This is a genomic window from Flavobacterium daejeonense DSM 17708, assembly GCF_000425425.1.
GTDB classification, from domain to species: Bacteria; Bacteroidota; Bacteroidia; order Flavobacteriales; family Flavobacteriaceae; genus Flavobacterium; species Flavobacterium daejeonense.
The window spans coordinates 133,275-157,316 of sequence record NZ_AUDK01000002.1 but is presented as its reverse complement, the minus strand read 5'-3'; the positions used below and the strand labels follow the sequence as shown (position 1 = coordinate 157,316).

20 protein-coding genes are annotated in these 24,042 nt (G+C 35.3%); 2 read left to right on the top strand and 18 right to left on the bottom strand.

Annotated elements, in window-relative coordinates; genetic code table 11:
• Window positions 1-9 precede the first annotated feature (9 nt).
• The gene (locus H599_RS0102555; protein WP_026712678.1) at window positions 10-1,008 is read right to left on the bottom strand and encodes a PorP/SprF family type IX secretion system membrane protein; all 999 of its coding nucleotides are present in this window, start codon (window positions 1,006-1,008) and stop codon (window positions 10-12) included.
• Window positions 1,009-1,133: 125 nt separating this feature from the next.
• On the opposite strand from H599_RS0102555, the gene H599_RS0102550 reads away from it, so the two are divergent.
• Entirely contained in the window at window positions 1,134-2,033 is a 900-nt protein-coding gene (locus tag H599_RS0102550; RefSeq protein ID WP_026712677.1) for a NifU family protein, read from the top strand.
• Window positions 2,034-2,165: 132 nt separating this feature from the next.
• On the opposite strand, the gene tsaB is transcribed toward H599_RS0102550, so the two are convergent.
• The 3 genes from tsaB to H599_RS0102535 form a co-directional block, all read right to left on the bottom strand.
• Window positions 2,166-2,834 (bottom strand): tRNA (adenosine(37)-N6)-threonylcarbamoyltransferase complex dimerization subunit type 1 TsaB, encoded by a 669-nt coding sequence (gene tsaB / locus H599_RS0102545; RefSeq protein WP_026712676.1) that lies wholly within the window; start codon window positions 2,832-2,834, stop codon window positions 2,166-2,168.
• Window positions 2,835-2,896: 62 nt separating this feature from the next.
• On the bottom strand, window positions 2,897-4,192 hold the full coding sequence (locus H599_RS0102540) for an efflux RND transporter periplasmic adaptor subunit (RefSeq protein ID WP_026712675.1): 1,296 nt from the start codon (window positions 4,190-4,192) through the stop codon (window positions 2,897-2,899).
• Between the two features lie 10 nt (window positions 4,193-4,202).
• Window positions 4,203-5,576: a TolC family protein gene (locus H599_RS0102535; protein ID WP_026712674.1), complete on the bottom strand. Its 1,374-nt coding sequence runs from the start codon at window positions 5,574-5,576 to the stop codon at window positions 4,203-4,205.
• Window positions 5,577-5,755: 179 nt separating this feature from the next.
• On the opposite strand from H599_RS0102535, the gene H599_RS0102530 reads away from it, so the two are divergent.
• Complete coding sequence (locus H599_RS0102530) at window positions 5,756-7,162, top strand: DUF4403 family protein (protein ID WP_026712673.1); 1,407 nt, start codon at window positions 5,756-5,758, stop codon at window positions 7,160-7,162.
• Between the two features lie 81 nt (window positions 7,163-7,243).
• Here H599_RS0102530 and H599_RS0102525 read toward each other — a convergent pair whose 3' ends face one another.
• From H599_RS0102525 to sov, 14 genes are all read right to left on the bottom strand, one after another.
• On the bottom strand, window positions 7,244-7,462 hold the full coding sequence (locus H599_RS0102525; RefSeq protein ID WP_051590624.1) for a hypothetical protein: 219 nt from the start codon (window positions 7,460-7,462) through the stop codon (window positions 7,244-7,246).
• Window positions 7,463-7,529: 67 nt separating this feature from the next.
• A complete protein-coding gene (locus H599_RS0102520) occupies window positions 7,530-8,072 on the bottom strand; it encodes a DUF420 domain-containing protein (RefSeq protein ID WP_026712671.1) in 543 nt (180 codons plus the stop codon).
• Window positions 8,073-8,075: 3 nt separating this feature from the next.
• Window positions 8,076-8,762 (bottom strand): SCO family protein, encoded by a 687-nt coding sequence (locus H599_RS0102515; RefSeq protein WP_026712670.1) that lies wholly within the window; start codon window positions 8,760-8,762, stop codon window positions 8,076-8,078.
• A 9-nt stretch (window positions 8,763-8,771) separates the two neighbouring features.
• On the bottom strand, window positions 8,772-9,413 hold the full coding sequence (locus H599_RS0102510; protein ID WP_026712669.1) for a hypothetical protein: 642 nt from the start codon (window positions 9,411-9,413) through the stop codon (window positions 8,772-8,774).
• Window positions 9,414-9,488: 75 nt separating this feature from the next.
• A complete protein-coding gene (locus H599_RS0102505; RefSeq protein WP_026712668.1) occupies window positions 9,489-9,839 on the bottom strand; it encodes a cytochrome C oxidase subunit IV family protein in 351 nt (116 codons plus the stop codon).
• 20 nt (window positions 9,840-9,859) lie between these two features.
• On the bottom strand, window positions 9,860-10,831 hold the full coding sequence (locus H599_RS0102500) for a cytochrome c oxidase subunit 3 (protein WP_026712667.1): 972 nt from the start codon (window positions 10,829-10,831) through the stop codon (window positions 9,860-9,862).
• Window positions 10,832-10,874: 43 nt separating this feature from the next.
• Window positions 10,875-11,462, bottom strand: a complete 588-nt coding sequence (locus H599_RS0102495) for a cytochrome c oxidase subunit 3 (protein WP_026712666.1) — start codon at window positions 11,460-11,462, stop codon at window positions 10,875-10,877.
• Window positions 11,463-11,464: 2 nt separating this feature from the next.
• Entirely contained in the window at window positions 11,465-12,379 is a 915-nt protein-coding gene (gene cyoE, locus H599_RS0102490) for a heme o synthase (RefSeq protein ID WP_026712665.1), read from the bottom strand.
• A gap of 142 nt (window positions 12,380-12,521) precedes the next feature.
• Entirely contained in the window at window positions 12,522-12,902 is a 381-nt protein-coding gene (locus tag H599_RS0102485) for a DUF2750 domain-containing protein (protein WP_026712664.1), read from the bottom strand.
• Window positions 12,903-12,950: 48 nt separating this feature from the next.
• Entirely contained in the window at window positions 12,951-15,065 is a 2,115-nt protein-coding gene (locus H599_RS0102480) for an energy transducer TonB (RefSeq protein WP_026712663.1), read from the bottom strand.
• A 17-nt stretch (window positions 15,066-15,082) separates the two neighbouring features.
• Window positions 15,083-15,826, bottom strand: coding sequence for a deoxyribose-phosphate aldolase (gene deoC / locus H599_RS0102475; RefSeq protein ID WP_026712662.1), 744 nt, complete (start codon window positions 15,824-15,826; stop codon window positions 15,083-15,085).
• A 145-nt stretch (window positions 15,827-15,971) separates the two neighbouring features.
• Window positions 15,972-16,349, bottom strand: coding sequence for a VanZ family protein (locus H599_RS0102470; RefSeq protein WP_035141102.1), 378 nt, complete (start codon window positions 16,347-16,349; stop codon window positions 15,972-15,974).
• Window positions 16,342-16,722, bottom strand: a complete 381-nt coding sequence (gene gcvH / locus H599_RS0102465; RefSeq protein ID WP_026712660.1) for a glycine cleavage system protein GcvH — start codon at window positions 16,720-16,722, stop codon at window positions 16,342-16,344. The genes H599_RS0102470 and gcvH overlap by 8 nt, the downstream gene beginning before the upstream one ends.
• Before the next feature lie 82 nt (window positions 16,723-16,804).
• Window positions 16,805-24,034: a T9SS outer membrane translocon Sov/SprA gene (gene sov, locus H599_RS0102460; protein ID WP_026712659.1), complete on the bottom strand. Its 7,230-nt coding sequence runs from the start codon at window positions 24,032-24,034 to the stop codon at window positions 16,805-16,807.
• Window positions 24,035-24,042 lie beyond the last annotated feature (8 nt).

The window sequence follows — 24,042 nt, the reverse complement described above, 5'->3', positions numbered from 1 at the left end:
TCAAAGAAATTAATTAATAGCAGGGCAATAACATTCATACTTCTCCCGACGGCAGAACAAATCAAGTCCCAAAGTAATTTGGTGAAAACCTCCGGTATCAAATTTCACATCACCCGCTAAGTGAGAATAGGTGTAAGCAAACATAAAGTTTTTATAATTCACCCCTATAATTGGATTAAAAGACTGGTATCTTTGTTTTGAAGTACCGCTACCATTACTATATTCGGCACCATCAAAACTGGTTCTATATGATAAACCGCCCCATAATCTTCCAAAATCCATATTTTTATAAGCTTTCAAATTAAAATCGATCGCTTTTTCTTTGGTCAAATCAGCATATTGAAACATGATGGAAGGCTCCCATAAAATACGGTCTCTGTTTCCAAAAATATAACCCGAACTCAGGATAAATTTTCTCAAATTATCACTTTCGTATCCGGTGTAAATTTCCCTGCGGGTTTCAATCGCATTTTTAATGGTGGCATGCACATAAAAATCAAGATAATTGTAGGACATTCCAAAATCAATATTGAAATAAGAATCTTTCTGAACAATCGTTCCATCTACAATTGGGTCATAATCTCCTGATTGCAAAAACTTAGTTTCATCCAGCTGACTTTGAATTAATCCTCCGCTAATACCAAAAGACAACTGATTCAAATCGATTTCATCTCTGGAAAACATCAAATGATAGGCATAGGTAAACTTCACTCCTTTTTGAGAATGATACCCGTTTTTATCATTAAAAAGAATAATTCCCCCTCCGGCTTTCTCTCCAATTCTCCCGTTATAACTCAGCGTTTGAAGCGCAGGAGCATCTTCCTGATCAAACCATTGTTTACGGGCTGTTAATCGCAATTTTGCACAATTAGAAGCTCCCGCCATCGAAGGATGTAACAAATAATAATTATCGGAAAGATAATCTGAATATACCGGAATCCCTTCCTGTGAATAGGCAGTTATTCCAACAAACAAACAGATTAATAAGAATTTTATTTTGCTATACATTTATAATAGAATTTATCAGGATGTACGGAAATAACTAAAGTTAAGTTAATTTATTCATTAATAATCCAAATATAGTTATTCGCTGAAAATAACTTTACTAAATTTGTAAAAATTTACAAAAAATCATGACAAAAATAACAATTAAAGAAACTCAGAATCCAACGATTTTAAAGTTTGAATTTGAGGATTTTATTACCCGAAACGAAAGTTTTGAGTTTAAAAATATAGACGAGGCCAAATCTTCTCCCCTTGCCCAACAATTATTTTATTTACCATTTGTAAAAACGGTTTATATTTCGGGTAATTTTATTGCTATTGAACGATTTAGCATTGTAGAATGGGAAGATGTTCAGGACGCTGTAGCCGAACAAATTGAAAAATACGTAAACAATGGCGGTGTAATCATCAATCTTGATGAAAACAAACCTAAAAAACAACCGATCACGGTTTACGGAGAAACAACTCCAAATCCTTCGGCTTTGAAGTTTGTAGTAAGCCGAATGCTGACTAAAACAGCTGTTGAATTCAAAAATATTGACCAAACGGCTTCTTCACCATTGGCTAAGGAATTGTTCAAATTCCCTTATGTAAAAGAAATTTTCATTGACGAAAATTACATTTCGGTAACTAAATACGATTTAAACAGCTGGGATGAAATCACCTTAGAACTTCGAACTTTTATCAAACAATACATTGAAAACGGAGGAATTGTTCTGGATGACAGCGTTGCGGCTAATGCTGAAAAACAGGAACAAATCAAGAATGAAGAATTCGAAAAACTGGATGTAACTTCGCAACAAATCGTAAATATTTTAGAAGAATATGTAAAACCTGCCGTTGCTGCCGATGGCGGAAATATTGCTTTTGAATCTTATGACGAAGAAAGCAAAACGGTAAAAGTAATTCTTCAGGGTGCCTGTAGTGGTTGCCCTTCTTCAACTTTTACTTTGAAATCCGGAATAGAAAACATGTTGAAAAGCATGTTGAATGACAACAGCATTCAGGTGGAAGCTATTAATGCTTAAAATATTATTAAATAAAACAGAAAAGCGTTTCAATTGAAACGCTTTTCTTGTTTGTTTTCATAAACGATTTATCATTATTCCTTTCATTAAATCATTAAGCCTTAATTTCTTAATGGTGAAATATATATATTCTTATTTTTTTGAAGTAGTCACCATAAAATCTTTTAGGTAATAAGGCTCAAAATAAGCCACATCCGCAAAATCATTTTTAAGGAATTTATCATAACTAAAAGCACTCATCTCTTTAGCAGACGGGTATACAATTTCATCCAAAAACACAAAATTAGCTTTAGTCAAAACAGCTTTGCATTTTTCGGCGCAGTCACCCACAAAATAAAGTGTCTCCTCAAATTCCTGAAAAGAATTTTCGTCAATAATCTCAGCCTGAATTGCTCTTTTCGACTCCAAATTTGTCGAAAAAACAGCACTATACACTTCCATTCTTCGGGCGTCTAACATGGGAATAATTAAGCCAGAATCTACCTTAGCCTGATCCGCCAAGGCTTTTAAAGTATCTACCGCAATTAACGGAATCCCCAAAGCAAAACACAAGCCCTTTGCCGCCGAAACTCCAATCCGAAGTCCGGTATAAGAACCCGGCCCCTGACTCACTGCAACAGCAACTAAATCCTGATACGTTATTCCGGCTCCCTTAATACTTTCTTCAATAAAAACATGTAATTTTTCTGCGTGAGAATAACCTTCTTCGGCTATTTCATTACAAACAATCGTTTTTCCTTCTTTGGCAATGGAAACGGAACATTTTTTAGTTGCCGTTTCTATATTAAGTATGTAGCTCAATGGTATATTTTTTTTTTGCAAAGGTCTGAAAAAATTCAATTTTCCGGGTCTAAAGAACTAAATTATTTCTTTTTCCCCTCTGTTTTGAGTTTCACTTTATCTCCGGAATTCAATTCTTTACTTACCGTTGTATAAGGTCCGGTTATCACTTCGTCTCCATTTTTAACGCCGCTTAAAATTTCGATATTCGTATCGTCCTGAATTCCTGTTTTTACGATTTTAATTTTCGCTTTTTCACCCGATTTGATAAAAACGCATTCCAGTTTTTTATCGTTTTTAGGAACTACATTTTTCTCTTCTTTTGGATCCGGTATTTTTTTATCTGAAACCTTAACCGCAGCCGTATCCGATTTCACAACCACAGCACTAATAGGCACTGCCAAAACATTTTTCTTAGTTTTTGTAATAATATCAACCGTGGCGGTCATTCCCGGTCTGAAAGGCGAATAAGTAGCCGGTTTTCCTTCTAATAAATCTTCGTAGGATTCTTTTAAAATGCGAACTTTTACTTTAAAATTGGTCACCTGATCTGCAGTTAAAGTAGAACTTGCCGAGTTAGAAATACTCGTCACCACGCCTTTGAATTGTTTTTTTAAATAAGCATCGACTTCCACTTTTGCTAAATCCCCTTCTTTGATTTTAACAATATCATTTTCATTCACATCCACTTCCACTTCCATATTGTTCAAATTGGCTACACGCATCAATTCGGTTCCGGCCATTTGCTGTGTTCCCAAAACTCTTTCGCCTAATTCTACGTTTAGCACCGAAATCGTTCCATCGGCAGGCGCATAAATATTGGTTCGTCCTAAATTATCTTTAGCCTCATTCACGGAAGCCGAAGCACTCTGCACATTATAATAAGCCGATTGTTTGGTAGCTTTTGCAACTTCGAAAGAAGCGATGGATTTATCCCAATCGGATTTGGAAATAATTCCTTTTTCAAATAAAACTTTATTGCGCTCATAACTGGCTTTGGCTTCTTTAAACTGAGCTTCACTCTGCGTCAGTCCCGCCTTGGAACCGGACAATCCGGCAACAGTTCTGTTCAAACTGGACAAATACAAATCGGGATTTATCTTAACTAGCAAATCACCTTTTTTAACTATCTGACCTTCTTTTACCGGCAAATCGATAATTTCTCCCGAAACCATCGAAGCAATTTTCACTTCAATTTCCGGTTGGATTTTTCCGGTTGCCGAAACGGTTTCCACAATAGTCATTGGAACCACTTTGGCAATTTCAATCTCTTTTGCATCGTCTTTATTTCCTAAAAGACCTTTTTTCCCCAGATACAAAAGCACTCCAAGAACTACTACAAAAACAGCAAGAAGGATATAAATATTTTTCTTTGACATAATGATGGTTTTATTTTTTTATGATTGGAATTCCAAAATAGAATTCTACTATTTTCGTTTTAAAAATGTAATCGTATTTGGCTCTCAACACCTCCGATTGCGCTGCCGACAACAAAGTTTGCGACTGACTCAATTCGAAAGCATTCATCAAACCTACTTCAAATTTTTCTTTGGCATAATTGTACGATTCCAAACGGGAATCCAACGCCTGAACCGCTGATTCATACGCTTTTAAAGCTCCTTTTGCATCGGTAAAAGCCGTATAAACATTGCGTTGCAAATCTAATTCCTGTTGTTCCAAGGCTATTTTTGATTTTTCAAAACTCACTTTTGAACGCTCTACATTGTTTCGAACAGCAAATCCGCTAAAAATCGGAATATTCAATTGCGCACCGAAAGACTGCCCTTTATTATCATTAAACTGATCGAAAAATTTAGGCGGTGGTTGAGTTCCAATTATTGCTCCTGTTGTTGGATCTCTTAACGCAACATCGGCATAAGATACACGGGTATTGAAATTATAAAAACCTCTTAATGTAGGCTGGTAAGCGCCTTTAGCAATACTCACATTTTTTTGGGCAATTTCAAGATTGGTCTGCGCTATTTTCAACTCGGCTCTTTCCTGTTTGGCTTTATTATAAATGGATGTTGGCGTTTGATTTAAAATCGACTGATTCATTTGAAATTCCTCCGAATCAGCGACATCAAAATTATCAAAACTGTCTAATTGTAATAATTGCGCCAGACTCAATTTGGAAATCAACAAAGCATTTTCCGCAGCAATTACCTTTTGATTATCGGCAGCAATAGTCGCTTTTACATCCAGCAAATCTCCTTTTGGCAAATTTCCGGCGTTGACTAATTCCTGAGTTCTTTTTAATTGCTTGTTATCGATAGCCAATTGCTCATTTTGAACCTTTAAATTTTCTTTATTAAAAAGCACCTGCAAAAAAGCATTGGCAACATTCAACGCGATATCTTCCTGCATTTTTTGCAATTGATACCGGGAAGCTAAAAGTGATAATTTGGCTTTTCGCAAATTATTTACATTTTGCAAACCTTTATAAATATCAATTCCCACATTAGCACCAGCCGAAGTAAACTGCGTTGTTTGATTTTTTAAAAGTCCTGTGGTAATATCCTGATTCAATCCAATATTCCAGGAATGCGAAGCTGAAGCCGATACTGAAGGCATAAATTTACCATAAGCATCTTTCTTGTCAATTACGGCTGTTTGAGTATCTAATTCCGATTGTCGAATAGAAATATTATGATCCAAAGCATATTTCACGCATTCTTCCAAGTTCCATTTTCGGGTTTGTCCCATCGAATAAAAATGAGTTAAAACCAGAAGCAGTAAACTAAAATATTTTTTTCGGTTCATAAGATTCAGATAAAATGAAGTAAAGTTACTACACAAAAATAAGTTTTTCTGATTAAGAATCATACATATAAAGAAAACATTTGAAAATCTTAAAAATGAAAACAAAATCTACTTTGACAAATTCTTTTTCAAACAAAAAATCAAAGCTTTTTCTAAATTTACGACTTCAAATTGAACCCATGAAAAAAACTGCTTTTTCCCTTATTTCTTTGAGCCTGCTAACAATTATGAGTTGCTCTACTTCTCAAAAACTTGCTACCTTAAAACCGGAACCGGACGATGCCAGCCCTATTGTTTACAACAATGTTCCTTCGTTTATCAACATGCCGATAAATATAAAACTTAATGACATTGAAAACAAAACCAACAGCTTTTTGAACGGTTTGATTTACGAAGACAACGACATTGAAGATGACGATATTGAAATGAAAATTTGGAAATTAGCTCCTATTTCTATCAAAAACAGCAATGAAGTCAATGCAGATAAAATTACTACTGTACTTCCGTTAAAAGCAACTATAAAATACCGCATTGGCACTCAAACAATGGGAGTAAATCTGTACAACACCAAAGAATTTCATCTGAATGGCGTTGTAACACTAAACAGCAAAGTGAATTTAAACAACTGGAAACTAAAAACACAAACCGAGTTAAAATCATTAGACTGGAATGAAAGTCCGACGATGAGTATTTTTGGCAAAAACATGCCGGTAACTTATTTGATCAATCCTTCTATAAAACTTTTTAAAGCTAAAATTGAGAAAAAAATTGATACAGCTATTGAAAAAGCAACAGATTTCAAGCCGAATGTTTTAGCAGCATTGGAAAAAATTTGTACACCTTTCCAAATGAATGAGGCTTATGAGAGTTGGCTGCGAATTGTTCCAACAGAAATCTACTCCACCGCTTCTCATTTAAAAAACGATTCTTTTGTATTGCAAATGGGAGTAAAATGCAACATGGAAACCATCATCGGTCAGGTTCCCGAAACCCAATTTGATGCAGAAAAAATTGTTTTAAAAGCAGTAAGTAAAATCCCGAATCAAATAACCGCCAACATTGTAGCTGTTTCCAGCTATCAGGATGCTTCCCGTATTATAAAAAAGAATTTTGCCGGAGAAAGTTTTAGTTCCGGTTCCAGAAAAGTAACCGTTCAGGATGTTTCTATTTGGCACAAAAGCGGCAAAATGGTCATCGCTCTGGACTTAATTGGTTCCCTGAACGGAACGATTTACCTGGCGGGATTTCCTAAATATAATTCGGAGAAAAAAGAAATTTATTTTGACGAGCTGGATTATGTTTTGGATACCAAAAACAAATTATTACGAACTGCTAACTGGCTCGCTCAGGGAATTATTCTGAAAAAAATTCAGCAAAATTGCCGTTATTCTATTCAGCCAAATTTAGACGAAGGCAAGAAAACCATGCTGAATTACCTCAACAATTATTCGCCAATGAAAGGTGTTTTTGTAAACGGTAAAATGGAAGACATTCAATTTCAGAAAATAGAATTGAGTCAAAATGCCATTATTGCATTTGTAAAAGTAAACGGAGAAATCAACATTGCTGTTGACGGATTAGAATAAACGATTGAAATGACAATTTCAGTTTCAATGGCAATATCAAATATCAATTAATCCTAAATTAGAAATTTCCTTTATATAGAATTATTCAGATTTTGACTTGGATTTTCTCATTTTGTAAACAAAATAACCAACGAGAGCAACCAACAAATAAGGAATCACCATCAGGTAAACAATACCATCGTTAACCGCTTTTGCCTGCTCAATATTTCCATCATTTGTCAAAGCAGCTCTACACATGGCGCATTGCGCATAAGTTGAAATTCCAAAAAACAAAAAACAAATTCCAAAAAAAATTGTCATAGTTTTAGAATTTAGAATTTGAGATTTGGGACTTTCTCCCCTAACTTCTAACATCAGACTTTTAACTTTAGTGCGCATAATAAGGAGCAATCATTAAATAAACCACTACACCGGTTACAGCTACGTACAACCAAATAGGATAGGTAATTTTAGCAATCTTTTTATGCTTATCAAATACCTTTGCCAAAGCACGCACATACGTAATTAAAACCAATGGAATAATCACAATAGAAAGTACAATATGGGTTACCAAAATAAAATAGTAGATGTATTTTATTATTCCTTCACCACCAAATTTAGTCGAATCAGATGTCATATGATAAGCCACATACATTCCTAAAAAAGCTACCGAACAGCCAATAGCTGTTTTCATCAGGTTTTCGTGTAATTTTACTTTTCCGTTTTTTATAGCGTTAACAGCCAGTAATAATAAAATAGCAGTTATACCATTAATCGTAGCATAGATAGGAGGCAAAAAAGATAATGGTTCTACATCATAACCCATTTTTCTTAAATTCACTCCAAAAAGCAAAGCCACCACTAAAGGTATCGCTACAGATAATACTACAATCCACTTGTTGTATTTGGTTTCCAAATTTTGTTTTTCCATTACTTATTCTGCTAATAAAATACTGATATCCTGTTGAATATCCCTAACTCCTTTTTTGTCTAAGCCGTCATAATATAAAATCGGATTTCCAAATTCATCTTTTCTGCAACGAATATTACCGTTTTTATCAATTAAAGCAAACATTCCGGAATGCTCAAAACCGCCGTTTACTTTACTGTTTTCTCCTGCATACAAATTGAATCCTTTGTTAGCCAAATCAAAAATAGTTTGACGGTCTCCGGTTAAGAAATTCCAGTTGGATGATTTTACCCCAATCAGTTCGGCATGTGATTTTAAAACTTCCGGTGTATCATGCATCGGATCAATGGTGATAGAAACAATTCCGAAATTAGGATTTCCAAAAAATTTCTTTTCGATAATCAACATGCTTTGATTCATTTTAGGACAAATGGAAGGACAGGTCGTAAAGAAAAATTCCAAAACATATACCTTCCCTTTATAAGTTTCATTAGTAACTTTTTTTCCGTCCTGATTTATCAAATCGAATTTGGGAGCCGGACCAATTTTTTCTAAAGCCACTTCGGCATTCGAATCGGAAGAAAGTTTATCCAAACGATCTGCTTTTACGACATCAGAATTTTGAATTCGGGAAACAATCTTTGGAACAGCATAAATTCCAAAAATTAAAACGATAAATGCAATTCCGATATAGGATTTATTTTTAAACATAATAACTATTTACAATTGTTTAGTTGCGTTGTGATTCTTTTTCAATGCTGCACGATATTCGTAAAGAATAATTTTAAAATCGTCTAGCATTTCATTACTCAAATCAGACGGATGAAAAGTATCATAACCTTCTTTATAATCTTTGTCGCCATTTCTTCCTCTCAAATTTCTCTCCTTATCTACGATATACACATTTGAAGTCCCAAAGTTAGCGCCTAAACTTTCTTTTAATTTCAACTGACTGTAATAGTTTTTGATTTCTTCAGGAGTTGTAAAAACAAAATACCAATGTGACACATCGGTAAAATCATCGAAAGCATCCATGATACTTTTGACATCTTTTTCAGTTCCTAACGGGCAAACCATTACAAACTGTAAATCTTTAAAATTGTGATAACGTTGGTAGATTTTTTCGTTTAGATTGAATAGATTTCCTCTGTTTTTCAAAACCTCAGTCCCCGAAAAACCCAAAATGGTAATTTTATTATTCAAACTTACTTTCTCTCCTCTTAATGACTCCCAATTTCCTAAGTCGACAACTTTAGGCGTAATGACAGGTAATTTTGTAAAACTGTTAACTCCTGAAGCAAAAAAGAGATAAGCAACAATTGGCAACACAAAAAGTACAAAAAGAACAATATTTTTTTTCATTAGGGAAAGTAATTTTAATTGCAAAAATAAAAAAAGGCACGCAATAGCGTGCCCTTTTTTTGAATTAATATAGTGTTAAAAATTCCATTTAATGGTTGAATCTTTAAAAACCCCATAAATATAATGCCCTTCAGTCAACAGAATGAAAAGTAAGTATAAGACAAGAAAAACAATAGGTAAAACGATAGACCATCTAAGGCTAGGTTTTTCACCTTCTAAGTGCATAAAAGCCCAAACAATGTAATAAGCTTTAAATACTGTAAGCGCGTAGAAAATCCAATTCAACAAGCTTAACCCAAGGAAGTACTGACGATGAATAACATCTGGTTTATAAATCCCTAAAAGTACCTCTATAATTGTAACTACTGATAAAATTCCAAATACTTTCCAAATTCTACCTGCATTTGATTCATGTGCGTGTGCCATAATATAAAAACTTTAAAAAATTAAACTAGATAGAAAACTGTAAATACAAATACCCACACTAAATCTACAAAGTGCCAGTACAATCCAACTTTTTCTACCATTTCGTAACTTTTTCTTTTCTCATATGTTCCTATCAACACATTAAAGAAAATAACGATATTAATAATAACTCCCGAGAACACGTGGAATCCGTGGAAACCAGTAATAAAGAAGAAGAAATCAGCAAACAATTTATTACCATATTCATTTCTTACTAAGTTAGCCCCTTCAACAACATAAGCAGCGTCTTTTAATCTTACTTCAGATTCTGCTCTTGAAAGAATAACTTTGCTTTTATCATGAATCAATTCCGTTCTGATTAACACATCAGGATGCGCTTTGAAACCAGCCTGAATTTCAGCTACAGAATAAGAAGGCAAGCTTGATTCTTCCATAAACCATGTTGCACGGCTTCTTGACAATTGCTCCCTTTCTTCAGGCAACTTTACTGCAAAATCAGCAAGAGCAATTTGTTTACCATCTTTAACAAACTGAAGAACACTTCCTCCTTTTGTTTCAATAGCTCCGTACTCTCCTTTGATGAAGTTTTTCCACTCCCAAGCTTGAGAACCAACGAAAATTAAACCCCCAATAATAGTTAAAAACATGTAAAGTGTCACTTTATTTTTCTTCATTTGGTGACCTGCATCAACAGCTAAAACCATTGTTACAGATGAGAAGATCAAAATAAAAGTCATAAATGCCACATAGTACATTGGAGCAGAAACTCCATGCATAAATGGGAAGTGCGTAAACACCTCATCGGCCAATGGCCAAGTTTCAATAAATTTAAATCTTGAAAAACCGTAAGCTGCTAAAAATCCCGAGAAAGTCAAGGCATCAGACATGATAAAGAACCACATCATCATTTTACCATAACTTGCTCTCATTGGCTCATTGCCGCCTCCCCAAGTTGTTCCTTCGTTATTTGCAGTAGTAACTGTCGCTTCCATATAAAGATATTCGTTAAAAAGTTCCCAAATTTACGTTTTTTTCTTATTTAAAGAAATATATAAATAAAAATAATAAAACCCACAGTAAGTCCAGAAAGTGCCAATACATCGCACCTAGTTCTATACCAAGAGTTTGAGCTGAATTGTATTTTTGTTTAAAATGATTATAAATTATGATTAAAAGCGAAATTATCCCTCCCGCCAGGTGCAGCAAGTGCATAAACGCTATAATATATAAGAAAGTTACTGTTATCGAACTCCCTTCTCCGGTCATATAATAACCACTTTCGATGATTTGTCCAAAACCAGCAAACTGTGAAATCACAAATACAACACCTAAAGCCAATGTAGCTAACAACATCGCCGTAGTTTTAGAACGGTTATCCTGCTGAATTGCTTTTTTAGCCAAATGAAAAGTTACACTACAAGCCAAAATAACTGCCGTACTAAAGTAAAAAGCCGTTGGTAATTGAAAATTATTCAACCAGTCCACCCTTGACTTACTTACAATAAAAGCACTCGTCAATCCGGCAAACATCATAAACATACTCACCATTGCAAACAACAAAATCATTTTGGACGATTTTGCACTTCGCTCTTTTTGCTCTTCCGCTGTGATTGAAACACTCATAACTATCTTAAAAATTTATCAATTATATAAACCAATTGCAACAAGGAAATATACGATACGCTCACCAACATTAAGGTTCGGGCCGCCTTTGCTGTTTTTATTTTATGCAATCGCACTGCATAATACAGCATCCAAAGTCCTAATAAAAATACCGCAACAGCCGCATAAGGAGAAATAAACAATTTTCCGGTATAACCTAAACTTGGCAAAAGCGAAGCAATAATCAACCAAATCGTATATAAAATTACCTGCAAAGCCGTTCCGTTATCTTTTTTACCCGTTGGCAACATATAAAAACCGGCTTTCGCATAATCATCATATAAAAACCAGCCAATAGCCCAGAAATGAGGAAATTGCCAGAAAAACTGAATCAAAAACAAAGTCCCGGCCTCAATTCCAAAATCACCAGTCGCAGCCACCCAGCCTAACATAAAAGGAATCGCTCCCGGAAAAGCCCCCACAAATACCGATAAAGAAGTAATGGTTTTAAGCGGCGTATAAACACTGGTATATAAAAAAATGGAAATCGCCCCAAACATCGCTGTTTTAGGATTAATCATATACAACAATGTAATTCCCGCAATGGTCAGTAAACTAGCCACAACCAAAGCAACATTTGGCGCCATTCTTCCTGAAGGCACCGGACGGTTTTTAGTTCGATCCATCAAGGCGTCCAAATCTCTTTCGATTACCTGATTGAAAGCATTGGAAGCCCCTACCATGCAATAACCACCTACACAAAGCATTAATAACACCGACCACTCAAAAGGTTGCGCATCATTAAAACCTAAAAGATAACCCGCAATAGACGAAAACAACACACTAATGGCTAATCCTGCCTTAGTGATTTCTTTAAAATCGGTAAAAATTGATTTCAGGGAAACTGTATGTGTAGTTGTGCTCAATGCCGTTTTCATTAGGTTTTTGTAAAACTGCTGCAAAAGTAACGCATCAAAAGGGAATTGACAAAAAACTAATCATAAAATATTGTTGAAGAAAAATTTAAGTTGTTTTAGAATAATATTTTTAAACATTAACTTAATAAGCCCCTTGAAAAAACTAATAATTCTCTAATTCATCGCTTAAATCTCTTGCAAACTCATCTAAACCAACCACAAAACCTGATTTTCCATTCACAGGAAAAACATTAATTAAATAATTTTCAGATGCTATTAAATCAAATATTTCATCCTCTAAATCTCCCAGTGTTAATTTTTTAGGTCTGCAATTTTCCCATCCATTATTTAAATTCGAATTAACGAATTCTTTAGCAGACCAAAATGAAATCAATACTTTACCGTCAATATCAGAAAGAGCAAAATCTCCACTACCATTAATTATCGTCCACAATTCTTCAAAATCTGCAATCTTTTTAATAAAATATTGATACCTTTTAAAAGGCTCTAAATTTGATACGCTTTCAATTTCTTTATCATTCATATCTCTTTTTATTAAAATTAATGCCAAACTACGATTTTGAATATACTATCAATAATCAAAATACCAGTTAAAAATATCCGAGCGTATTCCAATTGAAAACCAATGAGTGCTTTCTTTAAATACTGTAGTTGTATTTTCTATTGGGTTGAAATCCCTGTAGATATAACTCGCAAATAATTTCAAATTAGTGGACGGATTAATCAAATAACCGCCCTGAACATCGGTCATGAAAAAATTGGTTTTATTTCCTTGCCCCACTTTTACACCTGAATTAGCAAAACGCTCTTCATCATAATCACGATAAATATTCGTTCCGTAATTAGAATTGGCTCCCGAAGCGACAAAATCAAATCCTCTTATAGCACTGGTTACTTTCAAATCAGCAAACCATCTTCCCTGGTGGTAACGGGCAATAGCGATGAATTCGCCAAAATTAGCTCCCCACTGATGCCCTAAACTTTGGTTATTATGTCCGTAATTAGTAATTGGTTCACTGTGCGAATACACATAAGGTCGCACTCTATTATATTCCACTTGCAATAACAAATTTGGCACATGGAATGCATTGTAATATTTTGCACCTACTTGATAGCCATATTTATTTTTCCAGCTATTATTGCCTTCTTTAATATCATTCAAAGAAAATTCGTCTAAGAGAAATTGTCCGTAAAAATTAAGCTGATTATTCCATTTGTATTTAAATGTCAAACCAAGTAAGGCATTCCCCGACTTAGAAGAAGACCCAAATTCCACCGCGCGATAAAAAATAATCGGATTTACAAAACTGGCATCAAAACCTCTGTCGTTTCCATTCGTCCACACCACCGATTCAAAAAATCCTAAATTCAATCGATTGGACACATTCCAACTCAAATAATGATTCGCCATAAACTTAGTCGCATAGGTTTTATCCTCCGTTACTTCCGGACGAATATCTTTGAGCCACATATAAGTGTTTGTATATTTTATCTTCCAAAACTTTGTATTCAGCTTAAAATAAGGATACGGACTCGCGCCATCACTTTCCAACAAAGAACGATAACCATCACCAATAAAATTTCTGCCATATCCCAATTGCATATCCATAAATTTATTGGGAGTAAAAGTAATATTGGCTTCTGCCATCGGAAAATCATAAGCATCCGTTTTAAATTCTTTGGCTATCCCAATTCCCGGAACAACCGCCGGATTTCCCCCCGAAGGTTTAATCGATTCGGCATATTGGTTATAATAATCCGCAAAACGCCCCTGGCTTTCAAAAATAGTAGTCGAAAAATTAAGCTTATCACCTAAACCTCCTCTAAAATTAATGGCTCGGGTATTGACAAAAGTATTCACATTGGTATTCCCGGAAGACCTCCCTAACTGCAAATCAAAAACCGGATTTAACGTAAACCAATAATCTTCTCCTTTAATCTCAACCGTGTTTTCATTCCATAATTTTCGGGTCCACCAGCCGGTAGTTTGTTTCTTCAATTGCTCATTGACTTTTTTAAAATCATAATATTTAGCTACTTCTGCATACGTATAAGGCTTTGAAGCGGTATGATTATTACTTCCTACTTGATTAATTGCAGCATCAAATTGTGCATAATAGCTATGTGAAAAAGGAATATTTAAATGACTTTCTAACTCCGGATTATTATATTTATGATATACCATGCTATCCAATTCGGTCAATTGTTGGGTTGTATTTCTAAGAATATCGGCTTTCGCCAAATTCTCAGCTGCCAGAGTCGCAGCACTTTTTAATGGTATGGCTATTGTTATGTTATATTTCGAATATTCCGGTTTTCCATTATATGTTGCCGGAGTAATTTTTGGAAATTTTGAAAAAACTCTTTTGGTTTCCTCAATTAATTTTTCGTCAACGGCGTTCACATAAATCACTTTGAAAACCCCTTTGGCATTGACTTCAAAAAGCACTTTTACATTTCCTTTGAAATTATTTCGAACTAAATCTTCAGGAACCACAAAATTCTGAAAAACAAAATCCTGCACTTCGGTATAAAAACAATTTTGCAATTCCTGATTTTCCAGATTTTCACAACTTGAAAAAACCGGAAAACGGGAAGTATTAACGGTACCTAAAGAATTCAAATTTGTATTTTGGGCAAAACCCAAAACGGAAGTAAAAAACAAAACCAGCCAGCTTTTTTTCATATATTTTAATCTAAATCTTAATATCCTTTTTGCACTTTTCCTCCGTTAACAATTGCTAAAGCCGATGAAGTCCCGATACGTTTAACACCCAGTTTAATCATCGCCTCCGCCTCTTCATAAGTACGAACGCCTCCGGCTGCTTTTACCGGAAGTGGCGAAGCATTTTCTAACATCATTATAATCGCTTCTTTAGTCGCTCCGTTAGGTTCATTATTAGGCATTTTATAAAATCCTGTAGAAGATTTCACAAAAACAGCCGAATAATCAGCTTCTTTAAAATGAGCCATAACCACATTTTTAATCAAAGCAGAAAGCTGAATAATTTGTTTATCGGTCAGCGCTGCTACTTCGATAATCCATTTTATAATTTTATGATTGGTCAAAGCCAGTTGAGTCCCTCTCAAAATTTCGCCTTTGACTAAATCGACAGCTCCGTTTTTAAAAGCTTCGTAATTACAAACAAAATCCAATTCGTCAGCACCGTCGGCAATAGCCTGAGCAGCCTCTTTTAATTTTACTTCAATAGTTGCATTTCCTTCCGGAAAATCAATCACCGTTCCCACTTTTACATTCGAAGCCGCATTCACAATCATTTGCTTAGCCAATGACACCATTTCGGGTCGAATCATCACCAACTTAAAGCTTTCCCTAATGGCTTCTTCAACCAAAGTTGCTACGACTTCCTGATTTCGTTCCTCATTTAGTCCGGATTGTGAAAACGTTTTTAAATACGTAGAATCTATATACGACCTGATATCCATACTTCAGCTTTTAGGTTGGTGTTTACACAAAAATACATTTAAATTTTAAATGGATTCCTGTTCTGTTCTTTTTGATGAAATCAAATGCAACTGAATGACGAAAACAAAGTTATCAATAAAAAAATCCCGCCGAAGCAGGATTTCTTTATTTACAATTGAATTTTTTATTCAAAATCTGTATGGTTAAAATTGCCAGTAATGCTCCGGTAGAATTTGCCAAAACATCAACTGCATCTCCGTTTCGGGTTACCATTAAATAGGTTTGAAAAAGCTCAATTGCAATTCCGAAAACCAAAGACATTACAAAAACGATACTTAATAATTTTACACGATGAACCATTTTGAATGAAAAACGAAAAGCATAAAACCACAATAAACTAAATACAAAATGGAAAATAGCATGAACGTACTTGTCTATATAAGGAATCGTTATTTGAGGAAGTTCACTGGCTTTTATCAAACAGAGATAAATAATATTCCCTGTCCAGGCGAGTGCTGCTCCCAAGCAAATTTTCTTAAGCACCAATCAACGCTTTATAACCTTCGCTGTCTAACAAAGTATCAAATTCAGCTAAATCTGAAACTTTCACTTTAATCATCCAACCTTCTCCGTAAGGATCAGAATTCACTAATTCAGGTGCATCTTCCAAACCTGTGTTAAATTCAATGATTTCGCCAGATAAAGGTAAAAACAAATCCGAAACCGTTTTAACAGCTTCTACAGTACCAAAAACTTCATCTTTATCAAGAGTTTGATCTAAAGTTTCTACTTCTACATAAACAATATCACCCAACTCTTTTTGGGCAAAATGTGTAATTCCAACTGTTGCAATATCTCCGTCTAAACTTACCCATTCGTGGTCTTTAGTGTACTTTAAATCTGCTGGTATGCTCATAATAATAGTATTTGAAATATGAAATTTATTTTTTTGGCAAATGTAACAATCTTCAACTTAAATTATATGTAGATTTCACAAATTAATTACCAAAATTATATCGAAGTGTAAATCCGGAACGAATATTCGTAATCGGATACGAAGTCGATATTACTGCTTTTGAAAATGAATGGTCATAATAGAAAATCGCCGTAAGGTTTTTACTAAACGAATAATCAGCTGTTACTTTCAAAGACCATAAATTTTGCCCGCCAGCCAATTGGTTATTATCATAATCCAAATAACGCACTATCGTTTGATTGTTTCGATATGACAAATCGGCTTTTAAATTAATATCTCCTTTGATAACCCCCGTAGGATTATCAGCTAATCGGGAAGAGAAAACCACATTTTTAAAGCGATAACCCAAACCTACGATATATTCAATTCCTTTTACTTCGGTCAATAAATTATTATCAAAACTCATCGACAAAGCGCGGTCCTTTTTAATCTCGGTAAGCACTTTTAAGGAATTTTTCAATTCGAAATCCAATCGCACCAAAGGACTAAACTGCTCCACTAAATTGACATTCGAAATAAGTGTTTTGTTGTAAAAATTTCCGCTATCATCCATTCCTGACGAATCATTATCATAATCAAAATTAGAACGGAATTGATTAATGGTATAAGAAGCCCTGTAACTGTGTTGTAAAGAAAAACGCTTGAAAGTTTTTTTAAAAGTTTCATAACGCATCAATCCATTGTATTTTATCGTCCAGTTAGGAATCGGGAAATTTCTGAAAATACCCGTCGAAACTTTTGAAGCATCCGTTCCGGAATAAGCTGCTATAAAGGCCGGCAACAACACCGCTTGATTATTTTTTCCAAAACCTATCGGATATCCATCATTTACAATAATTCTTTTTCGCTCCGGATTGTTAGGATTCGCCAAATCAGTTTCATCTGCGGCTGGATTCTCAGCAGGAAGCGATGCTGCATCATATCTTTGAATTATACCTCCTGCATAAAGCTCAGGATGTTCAGCAGCTAACCTATTAGCTACTGTAAGTCGGTTACTTCTAAAATCATCAAAAGCAGCCGAAGAATTTTCGTCACTTTGTAAAAAAGCCGTCTTGATTAAGACTGTCGAAATAGAAAACATTCCGTAATTGTATGGTGAACGCGAGTTGTACGTTCCGTCGGCTGAAACATCGTACTGTTCAGAATAATTTTCCGAAAACGATCGGTCCATATTCAAATCAATTTTGAAATCCGGGAACAAATCCACATTAGCCGTAGCACGCAATACCTTATTACTTACCTGCGTGTAATTTTGGCTAAATTCCTGATAATTGGTCAGCCAACCATTTTTAGCCGCTTCATAACGCACATCGTCCTGACTGCCAAAAATAAATCCTAACGAAGGTCTTGAAGAACCTAAGAAACCAATACTTGGTGTATAACCCGGCAGGAGCGTTCCGCTATTTTCCGAATAATTAATCTGAATATTTTTAACACTGGTTAGCACACCTAATAATCCGTCCACAAACGGATTAGACTGAACCTGAGGTTTAGGAGCGGCGGTAATTTTCTGTCCTGGTTTAGGTGCAACAGCAGGCGCTTTTCTAACCGGAGTTTTAGCTTTTGGAGACAATCCTAAATATTTGTACAACATATCCATGTTGAAACTGGCATTCAAATTATTAGTTCGGGCATTTTGAATTGTATTCCCTAAGTTATAATTCATTCCATCCACAACAATTTCCGACAATGCATTAGCTGATTTTTGCCAACTATAATCTCCCGTATAAGAATAATTTGCCTTCACAAAACTAAACAACGGAATCTTATTAATTGGAAGATCGTAATTCAAAATAATTTGTTGGGTATGACGGTTTGGATCTCCAATATCCCAATAGCTGTCCCAAATAGAGAAATCTTCTATTGGCTGATCGCTATCATCCAAATAATTCTTAACCAAATTATTGGTTGAAGCCGCATAACTGAATTTTAATGATTTTGTTAAATTAAAGTTGAAACCATAATTATAATTAAAACCAAAATTTCGGCGGTACAACGGTTGCAACTCTAAGCCGGGAACATTATCCACCTGTCTGTATTGCTGACGATTGTATTGACGGTTAATATTAGTATTGAAAGTAATATTAGATGGCAAATAATTAAAATTAAAATCACTCAGCAACTTCCAATAACTACTTTTCTTCATGAATTTTGTTTTCTTGAAAGGCTCTACCGGTTTGTTTTCAAAACTATAAGCATAATCTACGGTTGTACTTGCCTGCTGATCTAAATAGTCTTCAATTTCATAATCATGACGCTCCACTTTATTAAACGATTGCGAAAAAGTAAAGTTCTCCGGATCATAAACATGTGGTTTTTGCTCGGCACTTCTTTGTTTTCTCACCCCAATAAAATTAATGCTGGTACGCTTCGTATAATCAATGGCGCGGTTTCTTAAATTTGCTCTAGTATCGGCATCATCCGTTTCTTTTAAAAGCTGTTTCAATTTAATATCCTGATTAAACGGATCGTATTCAGGCTTAATGGTTTCTTCGCCTACACTATAATTAAACGGCAAATTAATTCCCCATCTGTTAGGCAACAGCTTTCCTAGATTGATATTAGTTACAATATTGTATTGCTGAATATCCTCTCTGCTTCTTTCATTCGGACCTTGCTCAATAGTTCCAAAACCGACAGTACTCATTTTTCCGGTAGCGGAAACAGTAGCAAAATCGGCAAAATTAGTATCCACATTCAATACAGCAGCCATACCGCCATGATTGTCCATTTCAGCCAAACGAAGTTCGTTAAACCAAACTTCTCCTTTAATTTTTTGACGCGTATCATTACTTTTTACTCCAACCATCAAAGTACGCACCATTCCAAAATTAGGATTCCCTTTAATTCCTAATCTTAGTTTGTTAACTTTATTAGCCAAATCTCCATCCAGTTCATCTTCATTTTTATAATAAATTCCGTCCAATGGCAAAGTGCTTGCATCCACGCTCATGGATTCGATTTTTAATTTGGTAAGCAATGACAAAGCCAAGTCAATTTCATTGGCATCCGGCCAAACTTCACTGGCGGTATATTTACAATTACCGTCCGTTGTAGCGGTAACTTTTAACGGAATCTCAATTTGGTAGAAGTTTTGCGTAAAATCATTACCAAAACGAATAAATCCAACCATTTGGTCATCTGTTAACGGAATCTCCCCTTTTAACGATTCAGCATGTAAAAACATTTTCAGTCTTTTAAACTGACGCATATCGACACTCACATTTTTGAAAACCGCTCTGGAATCTTCTGTTTCTAAACCGTCTCCGCTAACTCTTAACGATAAGGATTGTTCGTTTTGATTAATCAGCGTATTATTGTTATACAACTGCTCGCGGATAACGCCCGGAGGAGTAACATAATTTACCGGACATCTTTCGTCATTTTCCTGAATATTAACCGCGGTAATGTCTAATTCGGTGTTATCATCATCTACATTGGTATCATTAGGATCCAGAGTTGTGGTATATCTTCTCCACTCGCCGCGAACCAAATCCAAAGCACCAAAACGTACTGTAACTTCATTCTCAAATCCGGTCATGAACATTCGCATAAAACGAACAGATCTAAAATCACTAATGTTTCCAATGGTATTCTCCGGCTGAGAAACCGGAATTTTAAACTGAATCCATCGGGCATCTGTTGTCCCTCCATTGGGTAATGGCACGGTGGTTTCTCTAATATCAGTAATATAATTTTCACCCACTTTCATATCGGGTCTAACTTCAATGCTGTATTCATAATAAGCATTGATCGTATTCATCGTATTATCCCTGTTGATGTCTTCTACATCCGGAACGGTAGTAGCACCACGGTTAGGATCGTTTATATCAACAGCCGAATTACCATCTACACCATTATAATTTTTATAGCGCTCTTTAACACCTCCGGAAGTATTCAAATAATAGGTATAATCATCGGCTGCAGGATCAGATTCGCCGGCAAAATTAGTATAAACCGCCGCCTCATCATTATTAGTCAAACCATCCAAACCAACATCCTGATTTTTTCTGTTATTGGCATCGGCATCAAAAGCATAAATCAACGATTGCGAAGCCGGAACATCTCCCCAAACTGGTCTTGGATTAGTCATAATCTGATCCGGACCTAATCCGTTTTCGTATTGTTTTCTTCCGTCTTTTAAAATATCTTCTGAAATTTCACCCAGATTAAAATAAATTTTACCAGTATTTGTTGCGTCTGATTTTCCATTACCTACATAAGGATCTAAAACCCATAACTGGATGTACTCCACATTCCCCTGTTCGAAATTCGTGGAACTGATGGAACGCATAATCCCTCCGTAATTTTCTTTGGGAGTCAAATTAAAACTGGAATTATTGTTATACGGTCCTCTTTCGGATGGAAAATAAGACAAATCCAAGGTGTTAATTACCTGTGTTTGCCCTTGCGCAATATCCAGATTAGGATACAATTCTTCACTATAAATCCTTCTGGTAGCGTTTAACGAAATATCATCATTTGAAATTCCCGATGGTCTTTGAACATAAAAAATCGGATCGATGGTGTACCAAGCCAATTTGGCTCTTTTAAAACCATAACTTAAATCATTTGCCGAAGCATTAAAATTATACGTACTGTTCGTATTATTTTCAGGTGTTGAAGCCAAACTCCAGGAATAAGCCGAACGCATATCGATCGTGGACTGAGAACCTTCAAAATCGTCAACATACAAAGTTGATTCCCCCTGAAACTGGTCGGCTTTAGAAGTTCCCGGTTTTAGGAAAGCAACTTCTCCTCTAACCGATAAATTAGACGGCACATCGGTATCTACGTTAGGCAACATATTTACTAATCTGGTAAAGAAAGGAACTTCGGCAGAGAAATTAGTATTAAACCCAAAAATGGTATTATTAACCGATTCCTGACCATAATTGGATTTTTGAGTAAATGGTTTTTCGGTCATTTTCAAAAAGGTTCCACCCAAGGTAAAGTTATCCGAAAATTTATGTTCAACATTTACCCCCATAAATCTTCTGGTTTGCTGACCAAAAACGGTATTGTTTTCCAAAGAAACATTAATCGGCGTGTTAGATGCCTGCAGGGAAGGATCCAAAATCTGAACACGCCCCAATCGATAATTCACGCTATAATCTACACCTTCAACTAAAACTCTTCCTCCTGCTGTAACCACCACAGAACCTTGTGGCACGTTATAAGCTCCAATCGGGATTCCGTCGCCGGCAGATGATTTATATTTTCCTCGTAAAAGAAATTTATTTTTATCACTATCTTCTAAAGCTTTCGCCTGTGTTTTTCGATACATTGCTGTAAAAACATACTTGCTTTGGTTTGTATTATACGTGGAAGCATTAGCATAATCTTCACCGGCATTATTAGATAATTTTTTAAATAACAACTCCCCAAAAGGCTCTTTAGTGGTAAAAATAATTCGCCCGTTTTGAGTGTCCATAGTTAATCCCGAAACAAAATCAAAGAAACCGTCTCCGCCAGCCTGACGGTCGTTGTTATAATTTAATTTATCCAAATTGAATACATTCAACAAAGGAGTTTCAGCTACTTTATCATCCGGAGAAGGATTTACCGGAAAAGGATTTCCGGCTACCGGAGTAATGTAATTTAACGGTGAAGGATCGGTATAAAGAATGTTAAATCTAAAATCTTCCTGTTTAATTTGGTAAGCACCCGGAATTTGATAAATGTTTTTCATCATCAGGTTCCACACCGGATTAGAAACATTGGTCAAATTACTTTTCAACATTTTCAAAATCAAACTTTGGGTAACCACCGCCTGTGTACTTTGAGGAGTTCCGGTTACTAAAGTAGCATCAACGCCGTCATTTCCAAATTCACCTACCTGATATACTTTGTCTCCGATGGTATATTCATAAGCCACCGCTAAAATCTCATCATTGGATAACCTTTGCTGCAACGAAATATATCCTAATTGCGGGTGGTAAGTAAATTCATTGGTTGTTAATTTGCGGGCATTTTCCAGTTTGGAATAATCCTGTCCTTCGGTTACTGACACTTTAAAACCCGATGCTGCCGTAGCCATTTCACGAATGGAAGTTGTCAGATAACCATCTGCCTGACCAATTTTAGACGGATCAAATTTATTATTGGCATTATCTGACGGAGTATCAGCAGGAACATTAAACATTCCTGTGGAAGGATTTAAAACCACTACTTCATTATCATCTAGTCCGTTTAATTGTGATTCTCCTAAATCCTGCAGCGCAATTACATTTCTAAGGTTATTAGAAGTGGTATTCAAACGTGTTTGCTTGTTAGTTACCCAAACTTCAATTCGGGTAATTTGCACCCGACTGTCAATAAAAGGATAACTTTTTAAAGCCACATCGTATCGGTTTCTAAAATATTGTGATAAAAAGAAGTGTCGGTCATTATCATAATCCAAGGCAAATAAATCAAAATCCTGAATAGTTCCTCCACCTTGAGAAACAACCGTTTTTGTTTGCGATTTTTGCTCGGAGAAAACTCCGGTAACCGTTGTTTTTCCAAATTGCAACTGCGCCTTCACCCCAAATAAACTCTGCGCTCCTCTAATCAGGGAACTGTTTAAAGGCATACTTACATTTCCAACTTCAATTTTTTGAATAATATCATCTTCTGTTGGCGCATATTCTAATTTTAACAGATTTTGAAAAGCAAAAGAAGACTGCGTATCATAATTAGCATTAACACTCAATCGGGTTCCCACTTTCCCCATCAGACTCATACTAATTCTTTGGTCAAAATCAAAAGCCAGATTGGTTCTGTTTCTTGGCGAAAACGAAGGATTATCCTGTTTAGTAAATCGGGCTCCCATATCCATTTCTACCGAACCCGTTGGTTTTACATCTATGGTATTACTTCCAAAAATAGATTCAAACAAACCTGAATTCACGTAATATCTGGGCAACAAATCTTTTTTAGCGGCTTCACTTCCTTCTTTTTTCCCGTCAATAGCATCCGATTTTTTTTTGAAATAATCCTTCATTGATTCTTTCAAAACCAAATTTTCATATTCTTTTGGCGTTAGAATAACGGGATACTTTATTGAAAATCCGTCAACCGAATTCGTATAGATATAACGATCTGTTTTAGGATCATAAGTATAAGCCGACAAGATACTCTTTGGGTCTTTCATCTGAACTTTCCCTAAAGAATAGGTTGCTTTAGTTGTGTCCTGAGCCGGCTGATTTACCTGAGCCAAGGATACAAAACTGCATAATAAAACTGCCCAAACAATACAAATTTTATGCATACAATGTT